Source organism: Bradyrhizobium sp. BR 1432 (genome assembly GCF_051547705.1).
GTDB classification, from domain to species: Bacteria; Pseudomonadota; Alphaproteobacteria; order Rhizobiales; family Xanthobacteraceae; genus Bradyrhizobium; species Bradyrhizobium zhanjiangense.
Map to the genome: position 1 here is coordinate 5,145,119 of NZ_JBPUGF010000003.1, position 24,259 is coordinate 5,169,377.

Sequence of the window (24,259 nt, forward strand, 5' to 3'; positions counted from 1 at the left end):
TCATCGATTAGGCGCGCGGCGGCGCGACCTCGATGCCGCGCTTGTGCCAGGGTCTTAGCTTCGCGACCACTTCTGCAGTGAGCGGCGTCGGCCGCCGCGACGCTTCGTCGATCATCACGCCGACCGAATTCGCCGACGCGATGCACTTTCCTTGCGAGAATACGACCTGCTCGAAGGTCACCGAGGTTCGTCCGAGCTTCACCACGCCGAGGCCGAGCTCGATCGTGTTCGGCCAGTGCAGCTCGGCGCGGAAATGGATGTCGAGCCGCACCATGATCCAGGCAAGACCCGGCGGCGTCAGCCCATATTCCGGGAGCTTCATCAGCGTGACACGGCCGGTCTCGAAATAGGTGGCGTAGACGGCGTTGTTGACGTGCTGGTTGGGATCGAGATCGCCGAACCGAACGTTGTCGCTGAGGCGATAAGGGTAGTCTTCCAGGCGCGGCGTCCTATCGAGGCGGCTTGGTGCGTTCACCGATTGATCTCCGTCATATCCTTCCTCGTTACAACCCAGTTATTTTGACCCGGCAAGTGGGTGCGGCGGCGGGGCGCTCCCGCTTTTATACCTTCCCTGTTCCATCCCCGTTGGCTAGACAGGCGGGGTCACCTCGGCCCAAAGGGCGCCGTCCAACCGACAACGACCGATAAAGAGACGACATGAGCGACGTGATCAAAACCGATGTGCTGATTATTGGCGCCGGCCCCTGCGGTCTGTTCGCCGCCTTCGAGCTTGGCCTTCTCGACATGAAGGCGCATTTCGTCGACATCCTCGACAAGGTCGGCGGCCAGTGCGCCGAGCTCTATCCGGAAAAGCCGATTTACGACATTCCCGGCATTCCGCAGGTCTCGGGCCAGGGGCTGACCAACGCGCTGATGGAGCAGATCAAGCCGTTTCATCCGACCTTCCATCTCGGCGAGATGATCGAGACCGTGGAGAAGATCGGCGATCCCGCCTTTCGCTGCACCACCGACGCCGGCAAGGTGTTCGAATGCAAGGTGGTGGTGATCGCGGCCGGCGGCGGCTCGTTCCAGCCCAAGCGTCCTCCGGTGCCGGGCATCGAGGCCTACGAAGGCACTTCTGTGCACTACGCCGTGCGCAAGATGGAGACGTTCCGCGACAAGAACGTGCTGATCGTCGGCGGCGGCGATTCCGCGCTGGACTGGACGCTCAATCTGCATCCGATTGCCAAGCGCATCACGCTGCTGCATCGGCGCGACGAGTTTCGCGCCGCGCCCCACAGCGTCGAGCAGATGCGCGCGCTGGTCGCAGGCGGCAAGATGGATCTGAGGCTCGGGCAGGTCACGGCGCTCTCGGGCGCTGATGGCAAGCTCTCCGGCGCCACCATCAAGGGCAACGACAACGCCATGACCGAAATTGCCTGCGACACCATGCTGCCGTTCTTCGGACTGACCATGAAGCTCGGCCCGGTGGCGAACTGGGGCATTGCGCTGGAGAACAATCTGGTGCCGGTCGAGACGTCGGCATTCGAGACCAACGTATCAGGCATCTTCGCCATCGGCGACATCAACACCTATCCCGGCAAGATCAAGCTGATCCTGTGCGGCTTCCACGAGGGCGCGCTGATGTCGCAAAAAGCCCATCGCTACGTCTATCCGGAGAAGCGGCTGGTGTTCCAGTACACGACCTCATCCTCCAGCCTGCAAAAGAAGCTCGGTGTCAACTGACGGCGCTGAGCAGGGAGGCGATGCCCCATGTTTCTGGTGCTGGAACCGTTCGCGAAATCGCCGTAGTCTGCGGCCATTCCAGTCGTGGAATAGCAAGGTGATCTAATGCGGAATTTCCTGTCCAGCTCTCGGCTGCTTCCCTTCCTCGCGCTCGCGTTGTCGCTCCTTGCGGTGACACCGTCTGCGGCACAGACGGCCGAGCCTACGGCGGCGGGCCTCTGGCAGAAGGTCGAAGACGGCAAGACAGTCGGATGGTTTCTTTTCGTCGACCACAACGGCGTCTTCGAAGGCGTGATCGCTAAGACCTTTCCGCGGCCAACCGACGATCCGAACGAGGTTTGCTCCAAGTGCACCGACGATCGCAAGAACGCGCCGGTGCTCGGCATCTCCTTCGTCCGCAACATGAAGCGCGAAGGCTTGAAGTACGAAGGCGGCAACGTGCTCAATCCGCGCGACGGCCAGATCTGGAAGGCCAACATGAAGGTCAGTCCTGATGGCCAGACCCTGACGCTGCGCGGCTATCTCGGCATCGCGCTGCTCGGCAAGGACGAGACCTGGACGCGCCTGCCGGATGCCTACATGGCCCAGGTCGATCCTGCCATCGTGGCAAAATATCTCCCTGCGCAGGCCGCCGCCACGAAGCCGGCGGCACCCGCGACGAAAAAGGGCGGCGCGATGATGGCGCCGGCGCCCAAGCAGTAAGGGCGTCCCTCGCGCACTGTGCCCCTGGTCGGCAGTAGCTCCACACATCATCATCATTCCTCGTCCTGGCGGGGAAGACGGAAAGTCGGCGCCGGCCATATCCGCCGAAAGACGAACGCGCCGCGGGCCCGCTCCAGTAGTTGCCCGGAATGCATGCTGGCGCCGGATTTGCATAGCTATCCGCAAAGCTGCTGGGGGAATGAGTCGCTGCCTTCACGCCTTTCGCCGAGCCGCGGAAGGCGGGCGGCGCGCGTTGTCCCCCGCGGCGATCATGTTGACCCGCGGAGACGATATGCGACTTGCAAGATTGTGTGCGGCGCCATTGCTGGCCCTGACAGCGCTCTTGGCGACATCGGCGCTGGCGCGCGACGACGGGCGTTACGCCAACTCGCCGCTAAAACCCTGGTTCGAAAGCCTGCACAGCGAATTCGGACAGTGCTGCTCCGACGCCGACGGCTACGTCATTGCCGACGTCGACTGGGAATCCGATCGCGGCCGTTACCGCGTCCGCATCGACGACGAATGGGTCGTGGTGCCCGACGGTGCGGTGATCACTGTGCCGAACAAGATCGGCCGCACCATGGTGTGGAAGCACTATATCGACGGCCATCCGCGCGTGCGCTGCTTCATGCCGGGCAGCATGACGTAGACCCGCGTGTCATTCCGGTCGGCGCGGAGCGCCGAACCCGGAATGACAAAGCGAAGCTTAGTGCGCCTGGTTTTCCGAACCCGCGCTCGCGAGCCGCTTGACGCGCGGGGTCAGCACCGAAACCTGCGCGGGCGAGGCGGGCATGCCGGCGACGATCATCGCAGGGCTTGCCGACTGCTCCTCGACGCCGGCGCCGCCGAGCACCTGCACTTGCGTCGCCGAGATCGGAAACGAGGTTACTTCGTAAGAGGGAAGCTCGCTGGCAAAGGCACCGGCCGAGCTTGCAATCATGGCGCCGGCAACGGCAATCATCGAGAGAACACGCATTGGAAAAATCTCCGTGGAAGATGTCAATCGGAGGTTTGGTCGCGTCGATGCCGGGCCAGGTTCGCTCGTCTGCGAACATTCCCATTGCTCCCGGCGAATATATTGGTTGCGTGATGCGAAAGGACGAAACGCGGAAGAAGTTTTTCGCGCCAATGTTTCCAGACGGTTTCGCGGAAGAGCCGACGCGCCTCGCTTAGTGCTCTTGCAGATCAACCTGCGGAGCTTTTGCCGGCGCGCTAGCCGCGGAAAAGCGCAAGCTCATCGTCGTGCCGCGGCCGGGGACTGAGGAGATGACCAGCTCGCCGCCGTGGGCGGCCATGATCTCGCGGACGATCGACAGGCCGAGGCCCGCGCCATTACCCGTGGTGTTGCCGGTTTGAAACGGCTCGATCAGCTTGTGTTCGGCGCCACCGGGCAGGCCCGCGCCGTCATCGTGAATTGAGATGCCATCGCGGCTGAGCGTGGCGATGATGCGTCGCGCGCCATGGGCATGGATGAGCGAATTGCCGACGAGATTGGCAAGCGCGCTGCGAACCGCAGCGTCCACACCTTGCACCAGGAACGGACCTTCGCGGTCCTGCTCCAGCGCAAGCTCGATACCGGCGTCCAGCGCCGAGGGGCTGAAATCGGCCAGCACCTCCAGCGTGATTTGGGCAAGATCGATCGGCCGCTTCTCGATCGCATGATTTTGCAGCCGCGCCAGGTCGAGCATGGCGGAGACAAGCGACGTCAGGCGGCGGACGTCGCGCACCAATTCGGTCCTGAGGGCCGGCTCGGGCACGTCCTCGATCTTCGCACGCAGCAGCGTCAGTGGCGTGCGTAGCTGGTGCGCGGCATTGCCGAGGAAGCGGCGCTGCATCCTGATATAGGCGTCGATCTCGCCGAAGGCGCGGTTCAGCGCCTCGACGAGCGGCTTCAGCTCGCGAGGGACCTCGCTCAGGGAGATCAGACCTTGCGGTGCTGCAGGGTCGATCGCGAGCGCGCGAAGCGCCACCCGTTCGATACCGCGTGAGACGAAACGCGCGGCCAGCGCCGCGCCGACGGCAACGGTCGCGGCAAAGGCCAGCGCTAGCAGCATGATCGAAAAGACACTGCGGATGAGAAAGTTTCTTGCCATCCGGCCGAAACGGACTTGAGGCTCGCCGACCATCATCGCGAGCTGCAACGAACCCCTTTGCACGACGGCGAGGCAGAAGGTGCTCTTCTGGTCGAGCGTGTTGAAGACCGATGAGCCGACTGGCCCGTGATAGGGAAATGCGAAGGGGAGGGCCGGCCGGCGTTCGCTGCCGTACTCGCTAACCATGTCGCCTGCGGACACGACGTACCAGAGGTTCGGGCTGTCCGCCTTCAGCTCTTCGAGGGCGCGGGTCGGGCGCACCGTGAGTTTCTGCCCTTCGATATCGGTGGCGCGATCGAGAACGGCGACCACGACCCGGCAAGCCCTGAACTCGCGTTCCTCCATCGGATAGCGCCAGATGAAGAGGCCGAGCATGATCAGGAAGATCGTCGTCGCGGCGATGCCGAGCGACAGCGCAAAGGTTCTGGCGATCGACCTCATCGCGGTGTTGCCAGCCGCAGGAGTAGCCGATGCCCCGCATGCTGCGGATCTCGACGTCGCCGCCGAGCTCAGCCAGTTTCTTCCTCAGGCGGGAAACCTGCGCTTCGAGCGTGTTGGATTCGATCTCGTCGTCGAAGCCGTAGATCTCCTCGATCAAGGCGGCGCGGGTGATGACGCGGTCGCGGCGCATCAGCAGTGCCCCCAGGATCAGCGCCTCGCGCCGCCGCAGCAGGATCTTGGTGTCGGCGACCACCGCCTCGTTGCTGCCGAGATGCAGCTCGACATTGCCGAGCGACAGCACCGAGGGGGCGAGCAGCCGGGGCCGCCGCAGCACCGCGCGCACCCGCGCAAGCAGCTCCTGCGGCTCGAATGGTTTGCCGAGATAGTCGTCAGCGCCTCCGTTGAGCCCTTCGACGACATCCTCCTTGGCGTCCTTGGACGTCAGCATAATGATCGCAGGGCGCTCCGGCGACTGGCTCAGCGCGGTGACCACGTCGAGCGCGTCGCCGTCGGGCAGCATCCGGTCGACGATGGCGAGATCATATTTGAAATTGTCCAGCGCCTGGCGGGCATCGGCAATCGAGCCAACGAGGTCGACGATGCCGTGCAATTGTCCGAGCAGGCGGCTGACATAAGCGCCGATCTGCGGTTCGTCTTCGATCACGAGGGAGCGCACGCGGGTCGTCCTTGACTCTGCTGGGCAACAAACCCCGAGCGTGACGCTCCCTGGCCGAAGTCTGGCGTTTCGGCTCGTGCGCAGAGTTCCCATTAATGCAGCGAGCTTGGCGAATAAAAGGCAGAAGCGAGCGGGGTTGACCGGCGCTGGCCGTCGAAGTTTTGGAGCTCGAGCGCGGCCCTGCAATGTTGGGGCAATGTTCGTCCTGCGGCGCATCTGGTGCGCCGAATGTCGCGGGCGCGGTCGACCGTTGCAATCTTGGGCGATTTTGCCGGACCACATGCTGTGGCGTCTAACCACATCAGTCGACCAGGCCAGGAAGGCCGGTCCGGGGCCCCGAAATGAAGCATTTTGACGAAGCCGCTCTCCGCCTCACGGTGAATGCGCGGCTGACGACCGCCTTCCTTGCCATACTCGGCGCGATCGTGACGATTCCTCCGTCCGCATCGGCGCAGACCGCGTTCACCCTCCCGGCGTCGCCGTTCGAGTTGCCGTTGCTGCCATCGCCGTCAGGAAACTGGACCGTCATGGTCGGCATCGGCGGCGAATACACCCCTGATTTCGTCGGATCGAAGAACGGCAAGTTTCTCCCCATTCCGATCTTCACCATCCGCCGCGCCGGATCGATCGACCAGTTTCGCGGGCCGCGCGACAGCGCCAGCATCGCGCTGCTCGACGTCGGCAATTTTCGCGCCGGGCCGGCTTTCAAGTACGTCTCTTCGCGCAAGAGCGACAAATATGCCGAGCTGACTGGCCTCGGCGACGTCAAGGCCGCATACGAGCTTGGCGGTTTCGTCGAGTATTATCCGGTCGACTGGCTGCGCCTGCGCAGCGAATTGCGCCAGGGCATGGGTGGCCATACCGGCACGGTCGCCGATGTCTCCGCTGACGTCATCGTGCCGCTGATTCAAAGGCTCACCATCTCGGCCGGCCCGCGCTTCACCTGGAAAAGCACCAAGGCGACCGCGCCGTATTTCGGCGTCGACGCCGCGCAGGCGCTGGCGTCGGGATTACCGATATACGATGCCAAAGGCGGCGCGCACTCGATCGGCTTCGGCAGCCAGATCTCCTACCGCATCAATCCGCAGTGGGAGGTCCATGCCTATGTCGAGTACGAGAAGCTGCTCGGCGACGCCGCGGACAGTCCGCTGGTGAAGCTGCGGGGATCGTCGAACCAGACCACTGTTGGGGTCGGTGCGTCCTATTCTTTCGATTTCAGGATTCGATAGCTCGCCATGCGCCGCATTGCTTTTCTATGGATTGGCCTCGCGGCCGCTTGCGTCGCTCTCGGCGCCGCCGCGGCGTTCGAGACGCGCGCCAGCCGCCTCCAGGCGATCAAGACCGTCGGTATCGTCTCGGCGATCGGCGAGGAGATGAGCCTGACGCAAGCCGGCCTGACGGGCCTTGGCAACACCGGGCAGAACGTCCCGATCAGCGCATGGGGGCTGGATGAGCTGATCGTGCAGCAGGCGACGAGGCTGCTGAGCGGACGTTTGCGCGTGCAGCCGGTGAACTACAGGCGCGCAGCCTTCGCCGCGATCCGGGATTCGGCGGTTGCACCCGTCAATCTCCTGCGCAGTGATCCGTTCAAGGAGCTGGTTCGCAGCGATGTTAACCCGCAGGGGCTGGATGCCTACATCGTCATTACACGAGCAAAATCGAAGCTTGGAAACGGCCGAGCCGTCGAGGGCGTAGGATTCGCGGAATACCGGACGCTGCTTGCAAACTACGGGCTGATCCACGCGCTGTATGAGGTCCGCGTGATCGAGGGCAAGTCGTTCGACGTGATCGAGAAGAGGGCGGCCGCGCCGCTCGACAACACCGGGACCATGAGGATCGCCGGTCCGAGCGGCGCAATCGACGATACGTTCGACGGTCCGGCGTCGAGCGAACGGTTGCGCGCGGCGATTGCCGATCTCATCACGCGCAGCCTGCCCGTCACGCTGGGCGACATGCACCTGATCGACAGTCAGTGAGGCCGGCTCGCCAGCCTCAGGTCACCGGCGCCGGATTGAACAGCGTGAGGTCGTTGTGGATGCCCCAGCGGTCCGACCACGGTTTTGTGCGGCCGCTGGCGACGTCGAGGATCAGGCGGAACAGGTCCCATCCGGTTTCCTCGATGGTCTTCTCGCCGGTGGCGATGCGGCCGGCATCGAAGTCGATCAGGTCCTTCCAGCGGCGGGCAAGCTCGCTGCGGGTGGCGACCTTGATCACAGGCGCGGCCGCAAGGCCGTAGGGCGTGCCGCGGCCGGTGGTGAACACTTGCAGCGTCATGCCGGAGGCGAGCTGGAGCGTGCCGCAGATGAAGTCGGAAGCGGGCGTTGCCGCGAACAGCATGCCCTTCTGTGTCGCCTTCTCGCCCGGCGAGAGTACGCCGGTGATGGCAGACGATCCGGACTTGACGATCGAGCCCAGCGACTTCTCGACGATGTTGGCGAGGCCGCCCTTCTTGTTGCCGGGCGTGGTGTTGGCGCTGCGATCGGCGCCGCCGCGGGCGAGATAGGAATCGTACCAGGCCATCTCGCGCACCAGCGCGCGGCCGACGTCCTCGTTGATCGCGCGCCGCGTCAGGAGCTGGATGGCGTCGCGCACCTCGGTGACTTCCGAGAACATCACGGTGGCACCGGCGCGGACCAGGAGGTCCGCGGCAAAACCGACGGCGGGGTTCGCGGTGACGCCGGAGAAGGCGTCGCTGCCGCCGCATTGCAGGCCGATGACGAGATCGGAGGCCGGGCAGGTCTCGCGCTTGCGGGTGTTGAGCACCTTCAGCCGTGCCTCGGCTTGAGTCATGATGGCATCGACGATGGCGCCAAAGCCGTCGAAGGCTTCGTCCTGCATGCGCACGATGGCATCGCTGACGCCTTCCGGCACCAGCCGCTCGGGCACGAGCTTCTCGCAGCCGAGGCCGACGACCAGAATCTCGCCGCCGAAATTCGGGTTGAGCGCGATGTTCTGCAGCGTGCGGATCGGCACGACAGCGTCGGGCGCGGTGATGGCGACGCCGCAGCCATAGGCGTGCGTCAGCGGCACGACGTCGTCGACGTTCGGGTACTTCGGCAAGAGCTCGGCGCGGATGCGTTTGACCGCATACTCCATCGTGCCCTTGACGCATTGCACGGAGGAGGAGATGCCGAGGATGTTCTTGGTGCCGACCGAGCCGTCGGGATTGCGATAGCCCTCGAAGGTAAAACCTTCGAGCGGCGGCAGCGGCGCGGGGACGGCGGTCGAGATTTCGAGCTTGTCGAGGGCAGGGGCCTCCGGCATGCGAATGCGGGCTTCGTCCACCCATTCGCCGGCCAGAATCGGCGACAGCGCGTAGCCGATCACCTCGCCATAGCGGACGATCGGCGCGTCTTGTGCGATGTCGACCAGCGCTGTCTTGTGCCCCTGCGGCACGAAGGCGCGCAGCGTCAGCCCGCAGGCAAAGCGGGAGCCGGCGGGAAGCCCGAAATCATTGACCACGATCGCGACGTTGTCGCGCTCGTTGAGCTTGATGTAGCGGGGCTGCTCTTTCGCTGCAACTGACTGGTCCATCTGCTCTTGCCTCAGAGACTGAATCGTAGGGTGGGCAAAGGCGCAACGCGCCGTGCCCACCATGCTTCACACCGAAGATAAGCGGTGGGCACGCTTCGCTTTGCCCACCCTACGATATCTACGATATCGGCCCATCAACCCGGATTGGTATAGGCCGTCTTCACCGCAGTGTAGAACTCGCGGGCATAGGAGCCCTGCTCGCGGGCGCCGTAGCTCGAGCCCTTCCGGCCGCCGAACGGCACGTGATAGTCGACGCCGGCGGTCGGCAGATTGACCATCACCATGCCCGACTCGCTGTTGCGCTTGTAGTGCGAGGCGTATTTCAGGCTGGTGGTGCAGATGCCGGAGGCGAGGCCGAACTCGGTGTCGTTGGAGATCGCCAGCGCCTCTTCGTAGTTCTTGGCGCGGATCACGGCAGCGACGGGGCCGAAGATTTCCTCACGCGCGATGCGCATGTTGTTGTTGGCTTCGGTGAACAGCGCCGGCTGGAGGTAATGGCCGGGCGTTTCGCGCTTGAGCAACTCGCCGCCCCACGCAAGCTTGGCGCCCTCGTCCTGGCCGATCTTGATGTAGCGCAGGTCCTGGTCGAGCTGGCTCTGGTCGACCACCGGGCCGATATGCACGCCGGCCTTGAGTGCGTCGTCGACCGACAGGCCCTTCAGGCGTTCGGCCATCGCCGCGACGAAGCGGTCATGGATGCCTTCGGTAACGATCAGGCGCGACGAGGCGGTGCAGCGCTGGCCGGTGGAGAAATAGGCGCCATTGACGGCGACCTCGACGGCGGTCTTGAGGTCGGCGTCGTCGAGCACGACCAGCGGATTCTTGCCGCCCATCTCGAGCTGGAACTTCTTCATCGGGTTCGACAGCACGCAGGCCTGCGCGATCTTGCGGCCGGTCTGCACCGAACCGGTGAAGGAGATCGCCGCCACATCCGGGTGGTCGAGCAGGGTCTGGCCGACCACGGAGCCGGAGCCGACCACGAGGTTGAACACGCCGGCGGGGATGCCCGAGCGGGTGATGATCTCGGCGAGCGCATGGCCAGAGCCGGGCACCAGCTCAGCCGGCTTGAACACCACGGTGTTGCCGTAGCAAAGCGCGGGCGCGATCTTCCAAGCGGGGATTGCGATCGGGAAATTCCAGGGCGTGATCATGCCGACAACGCCCACCGGCTCACGGGTGAGCTCGACGTCGAGGCCGGGACGCACCGAGCGCCTTTCTCGCCGATCAGGCGCAGCGCTTCACCGGCGAAGAACGCGAAGATCTGGCCGGCGCGGGCGACCTCGCCGATGCCTTCCGGCAGCGTCTTGCCTTCCTCGCGGGCGAGCAAGCGGCCGAGCTCTTCCTTGCGGGCGAGGATTTCGAGAGAAACCTTGTTCAGCGCGTCATAGCGCTCCTGCGGCGTCGAGCGCGCCCAGGCGGGGAAGGCGGCCTTGGCGGCAGCGATCGCCTTCTCGGTCTGCGCCTTGTCGGCCTTGGCATATTCGCCGACGAGGTCGTTGGTGTTGGAGGGGTTGATGTTCCTGGTGACGCCGGAGCCGTCGACCCATTCGCCGCCGATGAAGTTCTTCAGGATTGCCGTCATGTATTCCTCCTTGTTCAAGGGGCATGATCCTATCGGAAAACCGGTGTCCACTTTTCCGGGATCATGCCTGAAGTTTCTTAGCGCACGAGGCAGGGACGCTTGTCGTCGAAGGTCCAGCCGGGGATCAGATCCTGCATGGCAATAGCGTCATCACGGGCGCCAAGTCCATGCTGCTTGTAGAGGTCATGCGCGGCGTCGATGGCCGCCCTGTCGATTTCGATACCCAGACCCGGCCTGTCGGGAACGGCAATCTTGCCGCCCTTGATCTGAAGCGGCTCCTTGGTGAGCGCCTGGCCGTCCTGCCAGATCCAGTGGGTGTCGATCGCGGTGACCTTGCCGGGGGCGGCGGCGCCGACATGGGTGAACATGGCGAGCGAGATGTCGAAATGGTTGTTGGAGTGCGAGCCCCAGGTCAGGCCGTTGTCGCGGCAGGTCTGGGCGACGCGGACCGAGCCTTGCATCGTCCAGAAATGGGGATCGGCGAGCGGAATGTCCACCGCACCGAGACGTAGCGCATGGGAAAGCTGCCGCCAGTCGGTGGCAATCATGTTGGTCGCGGTCGGCAAGCCCGTGGCGCGGCGGAACTCGGCCATGATCTCACGGCCGGAGAAGCCGGCCTCAGCGCCGCAGGGGTCCTCGGCGTAAGCGAGGATGCCATGCATGTCCTTGCAAAGCCTGACAGCCTCATCGAGCGACCAGGCGCCGTTGGGATCGAGTGTCACGCGCGCGTTCGGGAAGCGCTTGGCAATCGCCGTGACGGCCTCGATCTCCTGCTCGCCGCGGAGCACGCCGCCCTTGAGCTTGAAATCGGCGAAGCCGTAATGGTCGTGGGTGGCTTCCGCGAGCCGCACCACGGTCTCGGGCGTCATCGCCTCCTGATGGCGGAGATTGAACCATTCCGCCTTGCCGGTCTCGCCTTGGACGTAGTTCAGCTTGCTCTTGCGGCGGTCTCCAACGAAGAAGAGATAGCCGAGCGTCTCGACGCTCTTGCGCTGCTGGCCTTCGCCGAGCAGCGCCGCGACGGGAAGATTAAGATGCTGGCCGAGCAAATCGAGCAGAGCGGATTCAATCGCCGTGACCGCATGGATCATGACGCGCAGGTCAAACGTCTGCTTGCCGCGTCCGCCGGCATCGCGGTCGGCGAAGGCGGTGCGGATATCGGCGAGGATGTTGTTCATCGCGCCGACGGTCTTGCCGATCACGAGATCGCGGGCGTCCTGCAGCGTCTGCCAGATCTTTTGTCCGCCCGGCACCTCACCGACGCCGGTGTGACCGGAATTGTCGGTGAGGATGACGATGTTGCGGGTGAAGAACGGCGCATGCGCGCCGCTCAAATTGAGGAGCATGCTGTCGCGGCCGGCGACCGGGATCACCTGCATCGCCGTGACGACCGGTGCGCCAGAGATCTGCATCTGGGCCATCGCACGCTCCTCCTGTTGTCGTCCGTTATTCTGCCGCCTGTTGTGTCGAACGGATGGCGGGCAGATTCTTCACCAGCGCGGTCAGTTCCGCAATCTCCTGATCGGTGAGATCGGTGAGCGGCGGACGGACCGGGCCGGAATCGCGGCCAATCACCTTCATGCCGGCCTTGATGATCGAAACCGCATAGCCCTTCTTGCGGTTGCGGATCGCGATCAGCGGCAGGATGAAGTTCTTCAGGCCGGCGTGGATCGTCTCATGGTCGCGCTTGCGCACGGCGGCGTAGAAGTTGGTGGCGAATTCCGGCACGAAGTTGAACACGGCCGAGGAATAGGTCGTCACGCCCATGTCGAGATAGGGCAGCGCGAAGGTCTCCGCGGTCGGCAGGCCGCCGATATAGGTTAGGCGATCGCCGAGCTTGGTGTAGACGCGGGTCATCAGCTCGATGTCGCCGATGCCGTCCTTGTAGCCGACGAGGTTCGGGCAGCGCTCGGCGAGACGCGCGAGCGTGTCGGGCTGGAGGATGGCGTTGTCGCGGTTGTAGACGATGACGCCGATCTTCACGGCGGCGCAAACCGCTTCGACATGCGCAGCGAGGCCCTCCTGCTCGGAGTGGGTGAGATAGGGCGGCAGCAGCAACAGGCCGTCGGCGCCGGCCTTCTCGGCGCCAACGGCGATCTCGCGGGCGATCGCGGTGCCGTAGCCGGTGCCGGCGAGCACGGGCACGCGGCCCTTGGTCTCCTCGACGGCGATCTTGACGATTTGCGGAACCTCGGTCGGCGTCAGCGAGAAGAACTCGCCGGTGCCGCCGGCGGCGAACAGGCCAGCGACGTCATAGCCGCACAGCCAGTCCATGTTGGCGCGGTAGGTCGCCTCGTCGAAGGAGTAGTCAGCCCTGAACGGCGTGACGGGGAAGGACAGGAGGCCAGATCCGATCTTCTGGGCCATTTCCTGCGGGGTCATCTTGCTCATGGGCGCGGCTCCCTTCTTGCGTGTTGTGGAGGACGCAAGCCTGCGCGTCCATGCGCCGGTGTTTAGGAGACCGTCCGATGCGCGTCCAAGCCAAAGCCTATATCGACTGATGCAGATTGAGTATCAATCCTCCGCCACCTCCACGGAGGACAATTCACCGGCGATTTTGACGAGGGCCGAGAGCAACGGATTCTCGTCGTCGCGGCGCCAGACCATGAAGAGCTCGACGGGAACGCGGGTACGCAGCTTCAGCGGCCGCAGCCGCACGTCGGCGATCTTCAGGCTTGCCGCCGCCGCCGGCACGATGGCAAGGCCGAGGCCGGCACGCACCATGGCGAGGATCGAGTGGATCTGGCTCAGATGCTGGACATAGCGCGGCAGCACGTCGGCGCGGGTGAACAGCGCCACCAGCAGATCGTGGAAGTAGCGGCTCTCATAGGGTGAATACATCACGAAGGGCTGGTCGTCGAAATCCTTGATGGTGATGCTCTCCGCATTCGCCAGCGGGTGCTTCTTGGGGATCGCCGCGAGCAGGGGCTCGGCGACGACGCGGCGGCTGGCAAGCTCGGGCCGCGCTATCGGCGGCCTGAGCAGGCCGGCGTCGATCTGGCCCGAGGTTAGCGCCTCGAACTGGTCGCCGGACACCATCTCCTTCAGCGAGAAGTCCACCTCCGGCAGCTTGGCGCGGCAGGCGGCAACGAGCTCAGGCAGGAAGCCGTAAGCCGCGGCGGCCGTGAAGCCGATCTTCAGCGAGCCGGTCTTGCCGAGCGCGATGCGGCGGGCGACTTGCGAGGCGCTTTCCGCGAGCTTGAGGATGCGCCGTGCCTCCGGCAGGAAGCTGCGCCCCGCAGGCGTCAGGCGCACCGAGCGGCTGGTGCGCTCCAGAAGCGGCGCATCGATGATGTGCTCGAGCACCTGGATCTGCCGGGACAGTGGCGGCTGCGTCATGTTCAGCCGCGCGGCGGCGCGGCCAAAATGCAGTTCCTCCGCCACCGTGACGAAACAGCGGAGCTGGTTGAGGTCGAACATCGATACATGCCTTAGATGGATAAGGCGTTTCCCCGGCGCTTCTAGCATCGATCACCCCCAAAACAAAGACGGCGGCTGGGAAGCCGCCGTTGAGTTGCCTGGTCAAGCTCCCATGGGAGCCCTCAGGAGGAATGTTTGAGCGTCACCCGCTCGATCTTGCCGACCACCACGAGATAGGCGAACGCCGCCACAAGCGCGTTGAGGCCGACGAACACCAGCGCGCCGTTGAACGAGCCGGTCGCAGCCAGGATGTAGCCGATCACGATCGGCGTGGTGATCGAGGAGAGGTTGCCGAAGGTGTTGAACAGACCGCCGGAAACGCCGCCGGCTTCCTTCGGCGAGGTGTCGGACACGACCGCCCAGCCGAGCGCGCCGATGCCCTTGCCGAAGAAGGCGAGCGCCATGAAGCCGACCATGAGTGCCTGTCCGTCGACATAGTTGCAGGCGATGATCGACATCGACAGCAGCATGCCGCCGACGATCGGGATCTTGCGCGCCATGGTCAGCGAGCCCGTCCTGCGCAGGATGGCGTCGGAGATGATGCCGCCGAGCACGCCGCCGATGAAGCCGCACAGCGCCGGGAGCGTCGCGACGAAGCCGGCTTGCAGGATCGACAGCCCACGCTCCTTGACGAGGTAGACCGGAAACCAGGTCAGGAAGAAATAGGTCAGCGTGTTGATGCAGTACTGGCCGAGATAGACGCCGAGCATCATGCGGTTGGAGAGCAACTGGCGGATGTGATCCCAGCCGGAGCCGGCCCCGGGGGCACGCTCGCGCAGCAGATCGTCCTTGGGCGCGTCGAGATCGACCAGCGCGCCGCCTTCCTTGATGTAGTCGAACTCGGCGTCGTTGATCGAAGGATGCTCCTTCGGGCTATAGATGCTCTTGATCCAGACGAGGCCCATGACGATGCCGAGCGCGCCCATCACGAAGAACACGAAGCGCCAGCCATAGGTGTGCGCGATCCAGCCCATCAGCGGCGCGAAGATCACGGTCGCGAAATACTGTCCCGAGTTGAAGAACGCCGACGCGGTGCCGCGCTCATTGCCGGGAAACCAAGCGGCGACGATGCGGGCGTTGGCGGGGAAGGAGGGCGCTTCGGCGATGCCGACCAGGAAGCGAAGTGCGAACAGCACGAGGACAGCGGTGCCGGCGCTGAAGAACCCGACCCAGCCCTGCATCATCGTGAAGATCGACCAGACGATGATGCTGAAGGCATAGACGAGGCGCGAGCCGTAGCGGTCGAGCAGCCAGCCGCCCGGCACCTGCGCGATCACGTAGGACCAGCCGAACGCCGAGAAGATGTAGCCCATGGCGACGGGATCGAGATGCAGCTCCTTGGAGAGCGCGGAGCCTGCGATCGACAGCGTGGCGCGGTCGGCATAATTGACGGTGGTGACCAGGAACAACATGGTCACGATGAACAGCCTGACGCGAGACCTCTTCACGTCCGCTGCGGACACCACTGCGCTCATCACGCGCCTCCTTAGAACTCGAACATTTCCTCAAGGCGACTCCTAGAGGCGCGCGCGGCAAAGTGTCCAAGTTCAAGGCAGTATCGATCGATGCCGTTTTTGGATTGATGGAACGGCAGGGAGAGGGAACGATCGTGAGGGTGGCGAACACGCGCTCTCCATACGCACTCCGCTGTCATTCCCCGCGACCCGGCTACGCCAAGGCTTCGCCGGGGTTGAGGTCCAGGGGCGCCGAAGCTTTAGCGAAGGCGGCAGGCGGGGAATCCAGTACGCCGCGGCCCCTCGATTTAATCACGCCTGCCGCGGAGTACTGGATCGCCCGCCTGCGCGGGCGATGACACCGATCGTGTGGAGCTAGCGTGAACTACTGCCGCGCACTCGGTAGCAGCTGTGGCAGAAATCCGCGCGTCACATCCGGCGGAGCGGCGTCGAGGCCGAGCACGGCGCTCGCGGCGGGCAGTGCGGCATCCGCCATCGCGGCGTGGCCCTCGGCACTTGGATGCACGGCACCGCCATAGACGGCGGAGAGCACGCCCCAGGTCGCGTCGTGGATGTCCGTCGGCTGGCTCGCGGCCGGCAATCCTTGCGGATAGGTCATCGCGGCAAAATAGCTGTCGTTGGCGTCGCGGATCCAGCGGGCGCGCGGCAGGTAGGCGCGGTATTCCGAAGCGCCGCGCCCGCACAGCATCGGCTGGCTCGCCGCCGTCACGATGTCGGGATTGAAGCTCTGGCCGTTCTCGGCAAAGCAGGTGCGGTCGAATTCGGGATCGTTGCCCGAATGAGCGCAGAAGCCGTGATCGGCGAACGCCGCCTGATGCGTGTCGACGAAGGTCATGCGGTCGGCTTCGGGATCACGGCAAAGCGCGCCGCGGGTGCAGGTGGCGAGCCCCTTCAGCTGCGGCAGGAATTCGGTGTCGACGAAGGTCGAGACGCGGGCCAGGCGTTGCGGATCGGCGTTGAAGGATGGATGGATGTCGAAGCCGGCGCGGCCGCCGCGGCAGGGCACGCCGCCATCGGCGAGCGCCGGGTTGGCGTAGGAGACATAAACCACGTGCGAGAGATCGCCACCGACCAGCGGCTTCAGCGCCTCGCGCAGCTTGACGAAATTCTGCGGCAGCTCGCGCGCCAGCGCATCGCGGGAATCATCCACGCTCGCCATCACGCCGGAGCGGCGGAACAGCGCGCGCTCGGTCGCGGTGTCGACGATGACGTCGGCGACGAGACCGGAAAAATAGACGTCGTTGGCGCCGACCGACAACAGCACGAGATCGAGCGTGCGGTCGGGCTGGCGCTTCTTCGCCGCGGTGAGCGCTTCGCGCAGCTCGGCGACCTGCGCGTTCACGCTGGTGTTGCAGACGCCGGTCTTGCCGGGCGGGCATTCGCGGGCGCGCTGCGAGCCGAGCAGTCCGTCGCCGATGCTGGCGCCGGTGCAGGCGAGCGGCAGGAAGGTCACGGCGATGTGGGTGTAACGCACCGCGAGCGCCAGCGCGGTGCGGGCCTGATAGCTGTAGAGCGAGCGGTGGCAGGGTGCGTTGAACCACAGCGCACTGTAGCGTTGCCAGTTGGCGAGCGTATCCGGCGCCTCGCAGGCGCGGCCACCCTTGAAGCCGTGGCGGCTCGGCCGGTAGTACTGCGCGCCGGCGGTACCGAGATAGGAGCGGAAGCAAAAACCTTCGTCCGACAGCGCCAGCGGTCGGTCCGGATTGCCTTCGCCTGAGGCGATGCTGTCCCCGAGGCCAGCGACGAAGATGTCGCGGACCTGAATCTCGGCCTGGACCCGCTGGGTCGGATCCGAGCCGGAGGAGACGTCGACGGTTGCGACCGTCTGCTTGCCGTAGCGGACGCGCAAATTGACCGGCTCGGCACAGTCGAAGGTCGAGGCTTGCGGCCCGTCGCCGTCGTCGAACGACCAGGCGCAGGTGGCGCCGACCGGCACTGCGCCGGCGAGGCGCACGGTGACGGGATGGTCGATCGGGGTGAGGTAGTTCTCCTTGACGTTGTCGCGGGTGCAGGGCTGGTTGACCCGGCCTTGAAGGTCGATGCAGAGCCGGTTGACCATGTTGCGGGCCCAGCCGCGGCCCTCGCTCTGGAGCTCCAGCGACTGCTCGGCAGCCAGGATGCTGCGGTTACGCGCATTCTCGACATGGAGCAGGAAATCGCGCTCCTCGCGGAACAGGCGGAAGCGGTTGCGCACCTCCCAACTGATCTGCATGGCGCCGGCGTCCTGCGCGGCGGCGCGCTCGAGCGGCAAGGCGAACAGAATCGCGGCAAGCACCAGGGCGCCTGCACAGAGGGTGCGAAAGGGGAGAGGGATCATGGTCCGCGTGTTCAACGGCAAAGTTGGGGCGGAAATAAGAGAGGATTGTTGCCCCGCCCGCAACCTTAGTCTGACGCTCCTGCTGACCCGCCTATCGCTTGCCGGCCTGCCGCAGCGTCCGCTCGCGCTCCATCGCGGCCACCTGCTGGGGCAGGTTGGCCTGGGCGCAGGCCTCCGCCAACCGTCGCCGCTCCTGCCACGGCGCGACCACGTTCATCCAGAGTTCGCGCGTGCCCATGATGGAGATGGCGAGGCCGAACGGGATCACGAAATAGAGAAGGCGGAACACCAGCAGCGTCGCCAGAAGCTGCTCGCGGCCGAATTCGGGCAGCGCTAACAGCATGGCGGCATCGAACACGCCAATCGAGCCGGGTGCGTGGCTGGCAAAGCCGAGCAGCGTCGCCAGGATGAACACCACGGCGAGCGACATGAAGTCGATTGGCGGATTGGCCGGCATCAGCAGGTACATCGCCGTGGCACAGAAGCCGAGATCGACCACGCCGATCAGGATCTGCACCAGCGTCAGCGGCGTCGAGGGCAGCACCACCTTCCAACCCTTCTGGCCGAGCTCGCGCCGCTTTTCGCCCATGCAAAGCCAGACCAAATAAGAACCGATCGAGGCGAGGCCGCCGAGCGCGATCAGCCGGTTGATCGATGACGGCAGCTGATCCATCGCGGACGCCGCATCCGGATGGATGGCCATGCCGATCGAGAGCACGAAGATGTTACCGAGCCAGAAGGTCAGGCCCGACAGGAAGCAGATTTTCGCGACGTCGATCGCGTTCAGGCCGTAATCCGAATAGATCCGGAAACGGATCGCGCCGCCGGTGAAGACGGTGGCGCCGATGTTGTGGCCGATCGAATAGGACGTGAAGCTGGAGAGCGCCGCGATGCGATAGGGAACGTGCTTCTTGCCGATCGTTCGCAGTGCAAAAAAGTCGTAGAAGGTCAGGGTGCAGAACGCGAAGAAGACGCAGATCGCCGCCAGTCCGATACTTCCGCGGGGAATCTCGGTCAACGCCGTCAGGATGACCCCGGTATCGATGCCCTTGAGGGTCCGCACCAGCGTGGTGACCGCGAAGGCGATGATGCAGACGCTCGCGGCAATGCCGAGCCGTCGCCAGCCGATCCATCTATTGAAGCCGCGTCTCAGCGCGGGCAGCAGTCCGTGCATTCATCCTCCCGGCGGGGGGCAAGACCGATCCAGCCAGGTATTGGCAAGTCGGGTACGATGACGGCCAAAGGCGGGCGTCGATCGGTTGGCATGATCCAGCTCATTTAAGGCAAAAACAGCGGCTTGTGCAGCCCTTGACAACAATAGGTTCTGCGTTGGACCAGCCACTTTTGTCATATGTGGTTCACATCTGACGCCCGTTAAGCATATGAGTCGCGAAACGCGGTTCGGACGGCGCATTCATGTTCAAGAGGATGGTTTCAAATCCTGCCGCCATCCGCATTGTTCCAGCGCAAGCGATGGGCGTTTTGGAACGTCGATACCGCGTGCTCGTTGGGCCCCATCAGCAACCGAACATGGCGGAATATGGGGCTTTTCGTGCAGGCCGATAACCACCGTGTTCCCGAAACCCAAGAGGACGGAACGATGGGACTGTTCACAAAAGACATCAAAACCATGAACGACCTGTTCGTGCACCAACTCCAGGACATCTATTACGCCGAGCAGCAGCTCACCAAGGCGCTGCCGAAGATGGCAAGCAACGCTACCGATCCGCAGCTGAAACAGGGCTTTTTGACGCACCTCGATGAAACCAAGCAGCATGTCACGCGTCTCGAGGAGGTGTTCAAGATGCACGGCGTCGCCGTGAAGGCAGTCGACTGCCCGGCCATCGACGGCATCATCAAGGAAGCCGACGAGACGGCCGGCGAGGTTGCCGACAAGGCCGTGCTCGATGCTGCGTTGATCAATGCGGCCCAAGCCGCTGAGCATTACGAGATCGTCCGCTACGGCAGCCTGATCGCCTGGGCTAAGCAGCTCGGCCGCAATGAGTGCGCGGCGGTACTTGCCAAGACGCTCGAGGAAGAGAAGGCAACCGACAGGAAGCTGACCACACTCGCCGAGAGCAAGGTGAATCTGCGCGCGGCGAGCTGATGAAGGTGGCGAGATAAGGTGCCGCGCGGTGCTCCGCGCGGCGCTTCTGTTTTTTCACCATCCACTGTCATACTCCGCGAAGGCGGGGCATTCAGTACGCCGTGGCGCCAATTGGATTCACAATTCCCGCCGCGGAGTACTGGATCGCCCGCCTCAGTGCGCAACTGCGCACAAGGTGGGCGATGACCCCGTTGGGAGTGGATTGCGCTGCACCGCTCCATCCATCATTCGTCCATTATCGAAACATGACAGCGGGCCGGAAGCGTATATTTCGCATGGGGCTGCAATCGAGGTTGGCAGCATGCGAGCAAGCGCCATCAAATATCAAACCGTGGACAACGCGCGCGTCGCCTCGCGCGCCGGCTCGCATCTTGCAACCTCCCTCACGCTTGCCGCGATGAGCCTCGGCTACGGCGTGGTGCAGCTCGACGTCACCATCGTCAACACCGCGCTCGATGCAATGGGCAGGGCGCTCGGCGGCGGCGTTGCCGAGCTGCAATGGGTGGTCAGCGCCTACACCATCGCGTTTGCCGCTTTTATCCTGACGGCCGGCGCGCTGGGCGACCGGATCGGCGCCAAGCGCGTCTTCATGGCGGGGTTCGCCATCTTCACCGCGGCCTCGCTCGCCTGCGCGCTGTCGCCCAATGCGGTCGTGCTGATCGCAGCACGGCTGGTTCAGGGCCTGGCGGCGGCGATCCTGGTGCCGAATTCTCTTGCGCTGCTCAATCATGCCTATGCGGACGACCGCGAGCGTGGTCGCGCCGTCGCGGTCTGGGCCGCCGGAGCAAGCCTTGCGCTCACCGCCGGCCCCTTTGTCGGCGGCGCGCTGATCACGCTGGTCGGCTGGCGCGCGATCTTCCTGGTCAATCTGCCGATCGGGCTCGCCGGCCTGTGGCTGAGCTGGCGTTACGCCAGCGAGACCACGCGGGCGCGCTCGCGCGAGATCGATCTGCCCGGCCAGCTGGCCGCGATCGGTGCGCTGGGCGCGCTCGCCGGCGCAATCATCGAAGGCGGGGCGCTCGGCTGGGACCACCCAGCCGTGATCGCAGCCTTTGTCGGAGCCGCCGTTCTCGCCGTGCTCTTTGTCTGGCGCGAGAGCCGCGCGGCGCAGCCGATGCTGCCGCTGTCGTTGTTCGGCCACCGGCTGTTCACGCTGACCGCGCTCGTGGGGCTGCTGGTGAACGTCGCGATCTACGGCCTGATCTTCGTGCTCAGCCTGTATTTCCAGCGGATCAACGGGCTGTCGGCGTGGTGGACCGGTCTTGCCTTCGTGCCCATGATGGCGGCGGTGCTGCCGGTCAATCTGCTGGCGCCGCGCCTTTCCGAGCGCATCGGTCCGTGTCCGACCATCGTCGTCGGCGCCTGCATCTCGGCCCTCGGCTGTCTCGGCCTGCTCTGGATCGAAGCCGGGACCAGCTATTGGGCGATCTGCGCGCAGACGATCGCGATCAGCGGCGGGCTCGGCCTCCTGGTGCCTCCTCTGACGTCGACGCTGCTCGGCAGCGTCGAGAAGGCGCGTTCCGGCATTGCGGCCGGCGTCCTGAACGCGACGCGGCAGACCGGCAGCGTGCTCGGCGTGGCTCTGTTTGGTTCCCTTGTGGCGTCGGACCGTGCGTTCATGACGGGGCTGCATCTGTCGCTGGTCATTTCGGCGGCCGTCTTGCTGATCGCCGCCGGCGTGATCGGAATCGGCGCGCCGGCGCGAGGATGAACAATGTGAGCGAACACACACATCTCCCGTTCACCATTCCCCGAACAGGCTTGCAGCCAGTTACCGATCGTCCATTTCTGTCGGGTCAAGTGCCGGTCGATAGGGGTCGGCAATGTATCAAGTTCTCTTTTGTCTCACCGACGAGCACGACTGGCGACTGGTCGCGCTTGGCGGCGCGGTGTGTCTGCTCGCCAGCGCGGCGGCGATCAGCCTGTTTCAGCGCGCACGAGTGACGCACGGCCCCGCGCGTCTGGCCTGGATCGCCCTGGATGCCGCCGTCAGCGGATGCGGCATCTGGGCGACGCATTTCATCGCGATGCTCGCTTACGGGCCGGGCGGCGCCGGCGCCTACAACATCCCGGTGACGCTCCTCTCCTTGATCCTTGCGATCTCCGTGACCTTCGTGGGGCTGAGCATCGCGGTATCGTCCTCGCGCCCGGTGTGGATCGCCCTCGGCGGCGCGATCGTCGGCACCGGTGTCGCGGCGATGCATTACACCGGCATGGCGGCGCTGGAGATACCGGCACGGGTGGACTGGATCGGAAGCACGGTTGTCGCCTCGGTGCTGTTCGGAATCGTCTTTGCCGCCTTCGCATTGTTCATCGCCGCGCGGCGCGACGACCTCTCCCATGCACTGACGGCGACCACCCTGTTGACGGTTGCCATCGTCGCGCATCATTTCACCGCGATGGGCGCGGTGCTGCTGACGCCCGATCCGACGCGCGCGATCAGCGGGCTTTCCATCCCGCCGGCTTCGCTGTCCTTCCTCACCGCCAGCGCCGCGGTCGCGATCATCGCGATTGCGCTCGTGGCCGCGCTGCTCGACCGCCGCGCCAAGGGCGCCTTGGGGCGCCAGCAGATCGTGTTGGACAGCGCGCTCGAGAACATGTCGCAGGGACTGTGCATGTTCGACGCGGACGGCAAGATCATCCTGTTCAACGAGCGCTATGCCGCGATGCTCCGTCGCACCGACATCCTGCTCACCGGCCGCCTTCTGGTCGACGTGCTCAGGGAAGAGCAGGCCAAGGGCCAGTGGCAGGGCGACGCGGATGAATTCTTCACTCGCCTCGTCGCCGACGCGCGCGAGGGCCGCACCACGACCGACGTCGTCAACCGGTTTGGCCGCTCCATCCGCGTCGTCAATCAGCCGATGCAGGGCGGCGGCTGGGTCGCGACCTTCGAGGACATCACCGAGTGGCTCGAGGCGCAGGCCAAGATCTCGCACATGGCGCGCCATGACGCACTGACCAGCCTGCCGAATCGCGTGCTGTTCCACGAACAGCTCGAGCAGGGACTGCGCCGGACCAATTCGGGCGACCAGCTCGCGGTGCTTTGTCTCGATCTCGATCACTTCAAGGACATCAACGACTCGCTCGGCCACCCCATCGGCGATGCGCTGCTGAAGGAGGTCGGCCGCAGGCTGAAGACGACCGTCGGCGAACACGACACCGTGGCGCGGCTCGGCGGCGACGAGTTCGCGGTGGTCCAGATCGGACGTTCCGAGGAAACCGCCGCGAGGTCCCTTGCCGGGCGCCTCGTCGAGGTGATCTCGGCGCCTTACGAGATCGACGACCATCAGATCGTGATCGGCGTCTCGATCGGCATCGCGCTGGCGCCGCAGGACGGCAACAATCCGGACGAACTCCTGAAGAACGCGGACCTCGCGCTCTACCGCGCCAAGGCGGACGGCCGCGGCACCTATCGCTTCTTCGAGACCGGCATGGATGCCCGCGCGCAGGCACGGCGCCTGTTGGAAATGGATCTGCGCGCGGCGCTGCAACGTGACGAGTTCGAAGTGTTTTATCAGCCGATCGTGACGTCGCGAGCGGCCGTGTCGTCGCCTTCGAGGCGCTGCTGCGTTGGAACCACCCGCAGCGCGGGCTGATCGCACCCATCAGCTTCATCCCGCTGGCCGAGGAGACCGGACTCATCGTTCAGCTCGGCGAGTTCGTGCTGCGCTCCGCCTGCACCGACGCGGCCACCTGGCCCGACGATGTCGACGTCGCCGTCAATCTCTCGCCGGTGCAGTTCGAAGAGTCCGAACCTGATCGCATCGGTGACCGAGGCGCTGGCCGCCTCGGGACTCGATGCGCGCCGCCTCGAGCTCGAGATCACCGAATCGGTGCTGCTCCAGAACAGCGAGGCGACGCTGACGACCCTGCACGAACTACGCGCCATGGGCGTGCGGATCTCGCTCGACGATTTCGGCACCGGCTATTCGTCGCTGAGCTATTTGCGCAGCTTCCCGTTCGACAAGATCAAGATCGACCGCTCGTTCGTGTCGGAATTGGCGACGCGCGAAGATTCCATGGCGATCATCCGCGTCGTGACCGGCCTCGGCCGCAGCCTCGGCATCGTCACCACCGCCGAAGGCGTCGAGAACGACGCGCAGCTCGAGCTGCTCCGGCGCGAAGGCTGCACCCAGGCGCAGGGCTATCTGTTCAGCAAGCCGCGACCTGCGTCCGATGTGGCGATGATGCTGGACGGCCCGCGGCTGCGCGCGTCGGCTTGATGG

At 64.9% G+C, this 24,259-nt stretch carries 18 protein-coding genes and 3 pseudogenes; 9 read left to right on the forward strand and 12 right to left on the reverse strand.

Annotation, left to right across the window (positions count from 1 at the left end; genetic code table 11):
• Positions 1-7: 7 nt before the first annotated feature.
• Positions 8-475, reverse strand: coding sequence for an acyl-CoA thioesterase (locus ACSKB8_RS24660; protein ID WP_438107002.1), 468 nt, complete (start codon positions 473-475; stop codon positions 8-10).
• Positions 476-657: 182 nt separating this feature from the next.
• On the opposite strand from ACSKB8_RS24660, the gene ACSKB8_RS24665 reads away from it, so the two are divergent.
• From ACSKB8_RS24665 to ACSKB8_RS24675, 3 genes are all read left to right on the forward strand, one after another.
• Positions 658-1,686 carry an NAD(P)/FAD-dependent oxidoreductase gene (locus ACSKB8_RS24665; RefSeq protein WP_438107003.1) on the forward strand — a complete coding sequence of 343 codons (1,029 nt, stop codon included), beginning with the start codon at positions 658-660 and terminating at the stop codon, positions 1,684-1,686.
• A gap of 105 nt (positions 1,687-1,791) precedes the next feature.
• On the forward strand, positions 1,792-2,388 hold the full coding sequence (locus ACSKB8_RS24670) for a DUF2147 domain-containing protein (RefSeq protein WP_370989905.1): 597 nt from the start codon (positions 1,792-1,794) through the stop codon (positions 2,386-2,388).
• A 292-nt stretch (positions 2,389-2,680) separates the two neighbouring features.
• Positions 2,681-3,037 (forward strand): hypothetical protein, encoded by a 357-nt coding sequence (locus tag ACSKB8_RS24675; RefSeq protein WP_370989906.1) that lies wholly within the window; start codon positions 2,681-2,683, stop codon positions 3,035-3,037.
• A gap of 57 nt (positions 3,038-3,094) precedes the next feature.
• Here the strand turns inward: ACSKB8_RS24675 and ACSKB8_RS24680 are convergent, their stop codons facing one another.
• The 3 genes and pseudogenes from ACSKB8_RS24680 to ACSKB8_RS24690 all read right to left on the reverse strand — a co-directional run.
• Positions 3,095-3,364 carry a hypothetical protein gene (locus ACSKB8_RS24680; protein ID WP_438107005.1) on the reverse strand — a complete coding sequence of 90 codons (270 nt, stop codon included), beginning with the start codon at positions 3,362-3,364 and terminating at the stop codon, positions 3,095-3,097.
• Between the two features lie 193 nt (positions 3,365-3,557).
• Positions 3,558-4,922 (reverse strand): sensor histidine kinase, encoded by a 1,365-nt coding sequence (locus tag ACSKB8_RS24685; RefSeq protein ID WP_438107006.1) that lies wholly within the window; start codon positions 4,920-4,922, stop codon positions 3,558-3,560.
• Positions 4,923-5,001: 79 nt separating this feature from the next.
• A pseudogene (locus ACSKB8_RS24690) lies at positions 5,002-5,880 on the reverse strand (response regulator transcription factor); the annotation flags it as partial.
• A gap of 59 nt (positions 5,881-5,939) precedes the next feature.
• Here ACSKB8_RS24690 and ACSKB8_RS24695 point away from each other — a divergent pair.
• Both ACSKB8_RS24695 and ACSKB8_RS24700 read left to right on the forward strand, forming a co-directional pair.
• Positions 5,940-6,827 carry a MipA/OmpV family protein gene (locus ACSKB8_RS24695; RefSeq protein ID WP_438107008.1) on the forward strand — a complete coding sequence of 296 codons (888 nt, stop codon included), beginning with the start codon at positions 5,940-5,942 and terminating at the stop codon, positions 6,825-6,827.
• Positions 6,828-6,833: 6 nt separating this feature from the next.
• Positions 6,834-7,574, forward strand: coding sequence for a hypothetical protein (locus ACSKB8_RS24700; RefSeq protein WP_438107010.1), 741 nt, complete (start codon positions 6,834-6,836; stop codon positions 7,572-7,574).
• 16 nt (positions 7,575-7,590) lie between these two features.
• Here ACSKB8_RS24700 and garD read toward each other — a convergent pair whose 3' ends face one another.
• The 8 genes and pseudogenes from garD to ACSKB8_RS24740 form a co-directional block, all read right to left on the reverse strand.
• Positions 7,591-9,132 carry a galactarate dehydratase gene (garD, locus tag ACSKB8_RS24705; RefSeq protein WP_438107012.1) on the reverse strand — a complete coding sequence of 514 codons (1,542 nt, stop codon included), beginning with the start codon at positions 9,130-9,132 and terminating at the stop codon, positions 7,591-7,593.
• Positions 9,133-9,266: 134 nt separating this feature from the next.
• A pseudogene (locus ACSKB8_RS24710) lies at positions 9,267-10,714 on the reverse strand (aldehyde dehydrogenase family protein).
• A gap of 77 nt (positions 10,715-10,791) precedes the next feature.
• Positions 10,792-12,135 (reverse strand): glucarate dehydratase, encoded by a 1,344-nt coding sequence (gene gudD / locus ACSKB8_RS24715; protein ID WP_438107014.1) that lies wholly within the window; start codon positions 12,133-12,135, stop codon positions 10,792-10,794.
• A gap of 25 nt (positions 12,136-12,160) precedes the next feature.
• Positions 12,161-13,105, reverse strand: a complete 945-nt coding sequence (gene kdgD / locus ACSKB8_RS24720; protein WP_438107016.1) for a 5-dehydro-4-deoxyglucarate dehydratase — start codon at positions 13,103-13,105, stop codon at positions 12,161-12,163.
• A 123-nt stretch (positions 13,106-13,228) separates the two neighbouring features.
• Entirely contained in the window at positions 13,229-14,134 is a 906-nt protein-coding gene (locus ACSKB8_RS24725) for a LysR substrate-binding domain-containing protein (RefSeq protein ID WP_370989917.1), read from the reverse strand.
• 122 nt (positions 14,135-14,256) lie between these two features.
• Positions 14,257-15,609 carry an MFS transporter gene (locus ACSKB8_RS24730; RefSeq protein ID WP_438107018.1) on the reverse strand — a complete coding sequence of 451 codons (1,353 nt, stop codon included), beginning with the start codon at positions 15,607-15,609 and terminating at the stop codon, positions 14,257-14,259.
• Between the two features lie 364 nt (positions 15,610-15,973).
• Positions 15,974-17,926, reverse strand: coding sequence for a hypothetical protein (locus ACSKB8_RS24735; protein ID WP_438107020.1), 1,953 nt, complete (start codon positions 17,924-17,926; stop codon positions 15,974-15,976).
• Positions 17,927-18,017: 91 nt separating this feature from the next.
• Positions 18,018-19,100: a lysylphosphatidylglycerol synthase transmembrane domain-containing protein gene (locus tag ACSKB8_RS24740; protein WP_370989920.1), complete on the reverse strand. Its 1,083-nt coding sequence runs from the start codon at positions 19,098-19,100 to the stop codon at positions 18,018-18,020.
• A 426-nt stretch (positions 19,101-19,526) separates the two neighbouring features.
• Here ACSKB8_RS24740 and ACSKB8_RS24745 point away from each other — a divergent pair, with 426 nt between their 5' ends.
• The 4 genes and pseudogenes from ACSKB8_RS24745 to ACSKB8_RS24760 all read left to right on the forward strand — a co-directional run bounded on the left by ACSKB8_RS24745 (position 19,527) and on the right by ACSKB8_RS24760 (position 24,256).
• Positions 19,527-20,033 (forward strand): ferritin-like domain-containing protein, encoded by a 507-nt coding sequence (locus tag ACSKB8_RS24745; protein ID WP_438110664.1) that lies wholly within the window; start codon positions 19,527-19,529, stop codon positions 20,031-20,033.
• A gap of 301 nt (positions 20,034-20,334) precedes the next feature.
• Positions 20,335-21,744, forward strand: coding sequence for an MFS transporter (locus tag ACSKB8_RS24750; RefSeq protein WP_438107022.1), 1,410 nt, complete (start codon positions 20,335-20,337; stop codon positions 21,742-21,744).
• Positions 21,745-21,856: 112 nt separating this feature from the next.
• Positions 21,857-23,629 carry a bifunctional diguanylate cyclase/phosphodiesterase gene (locus tag ACSKB8_RS24755; RefSeq protein WP_438107024.1) on the forward strand — a complete coding sequence of 591 codons (1,773 nt, stop codon included), beginning with the start codon at positions 21,857-21,859 and terminating at the stop codon, positions 23,627-23,629.
• A pseudogene (locus tag ACSKB8_RS24760) lies at positions 23,599-24,256 on the forward strand (putative bifunctional diguanylate cyclase/phosphodiesterase). The gene ACSKB8_RS24755 and the pseudogene ACSKB8_RS24760 overlap by 31 nt, the downstream one beginning before the upstream one ends.
• Positions 24,257-24,259 lie beyond the last annotated feature (3 nt).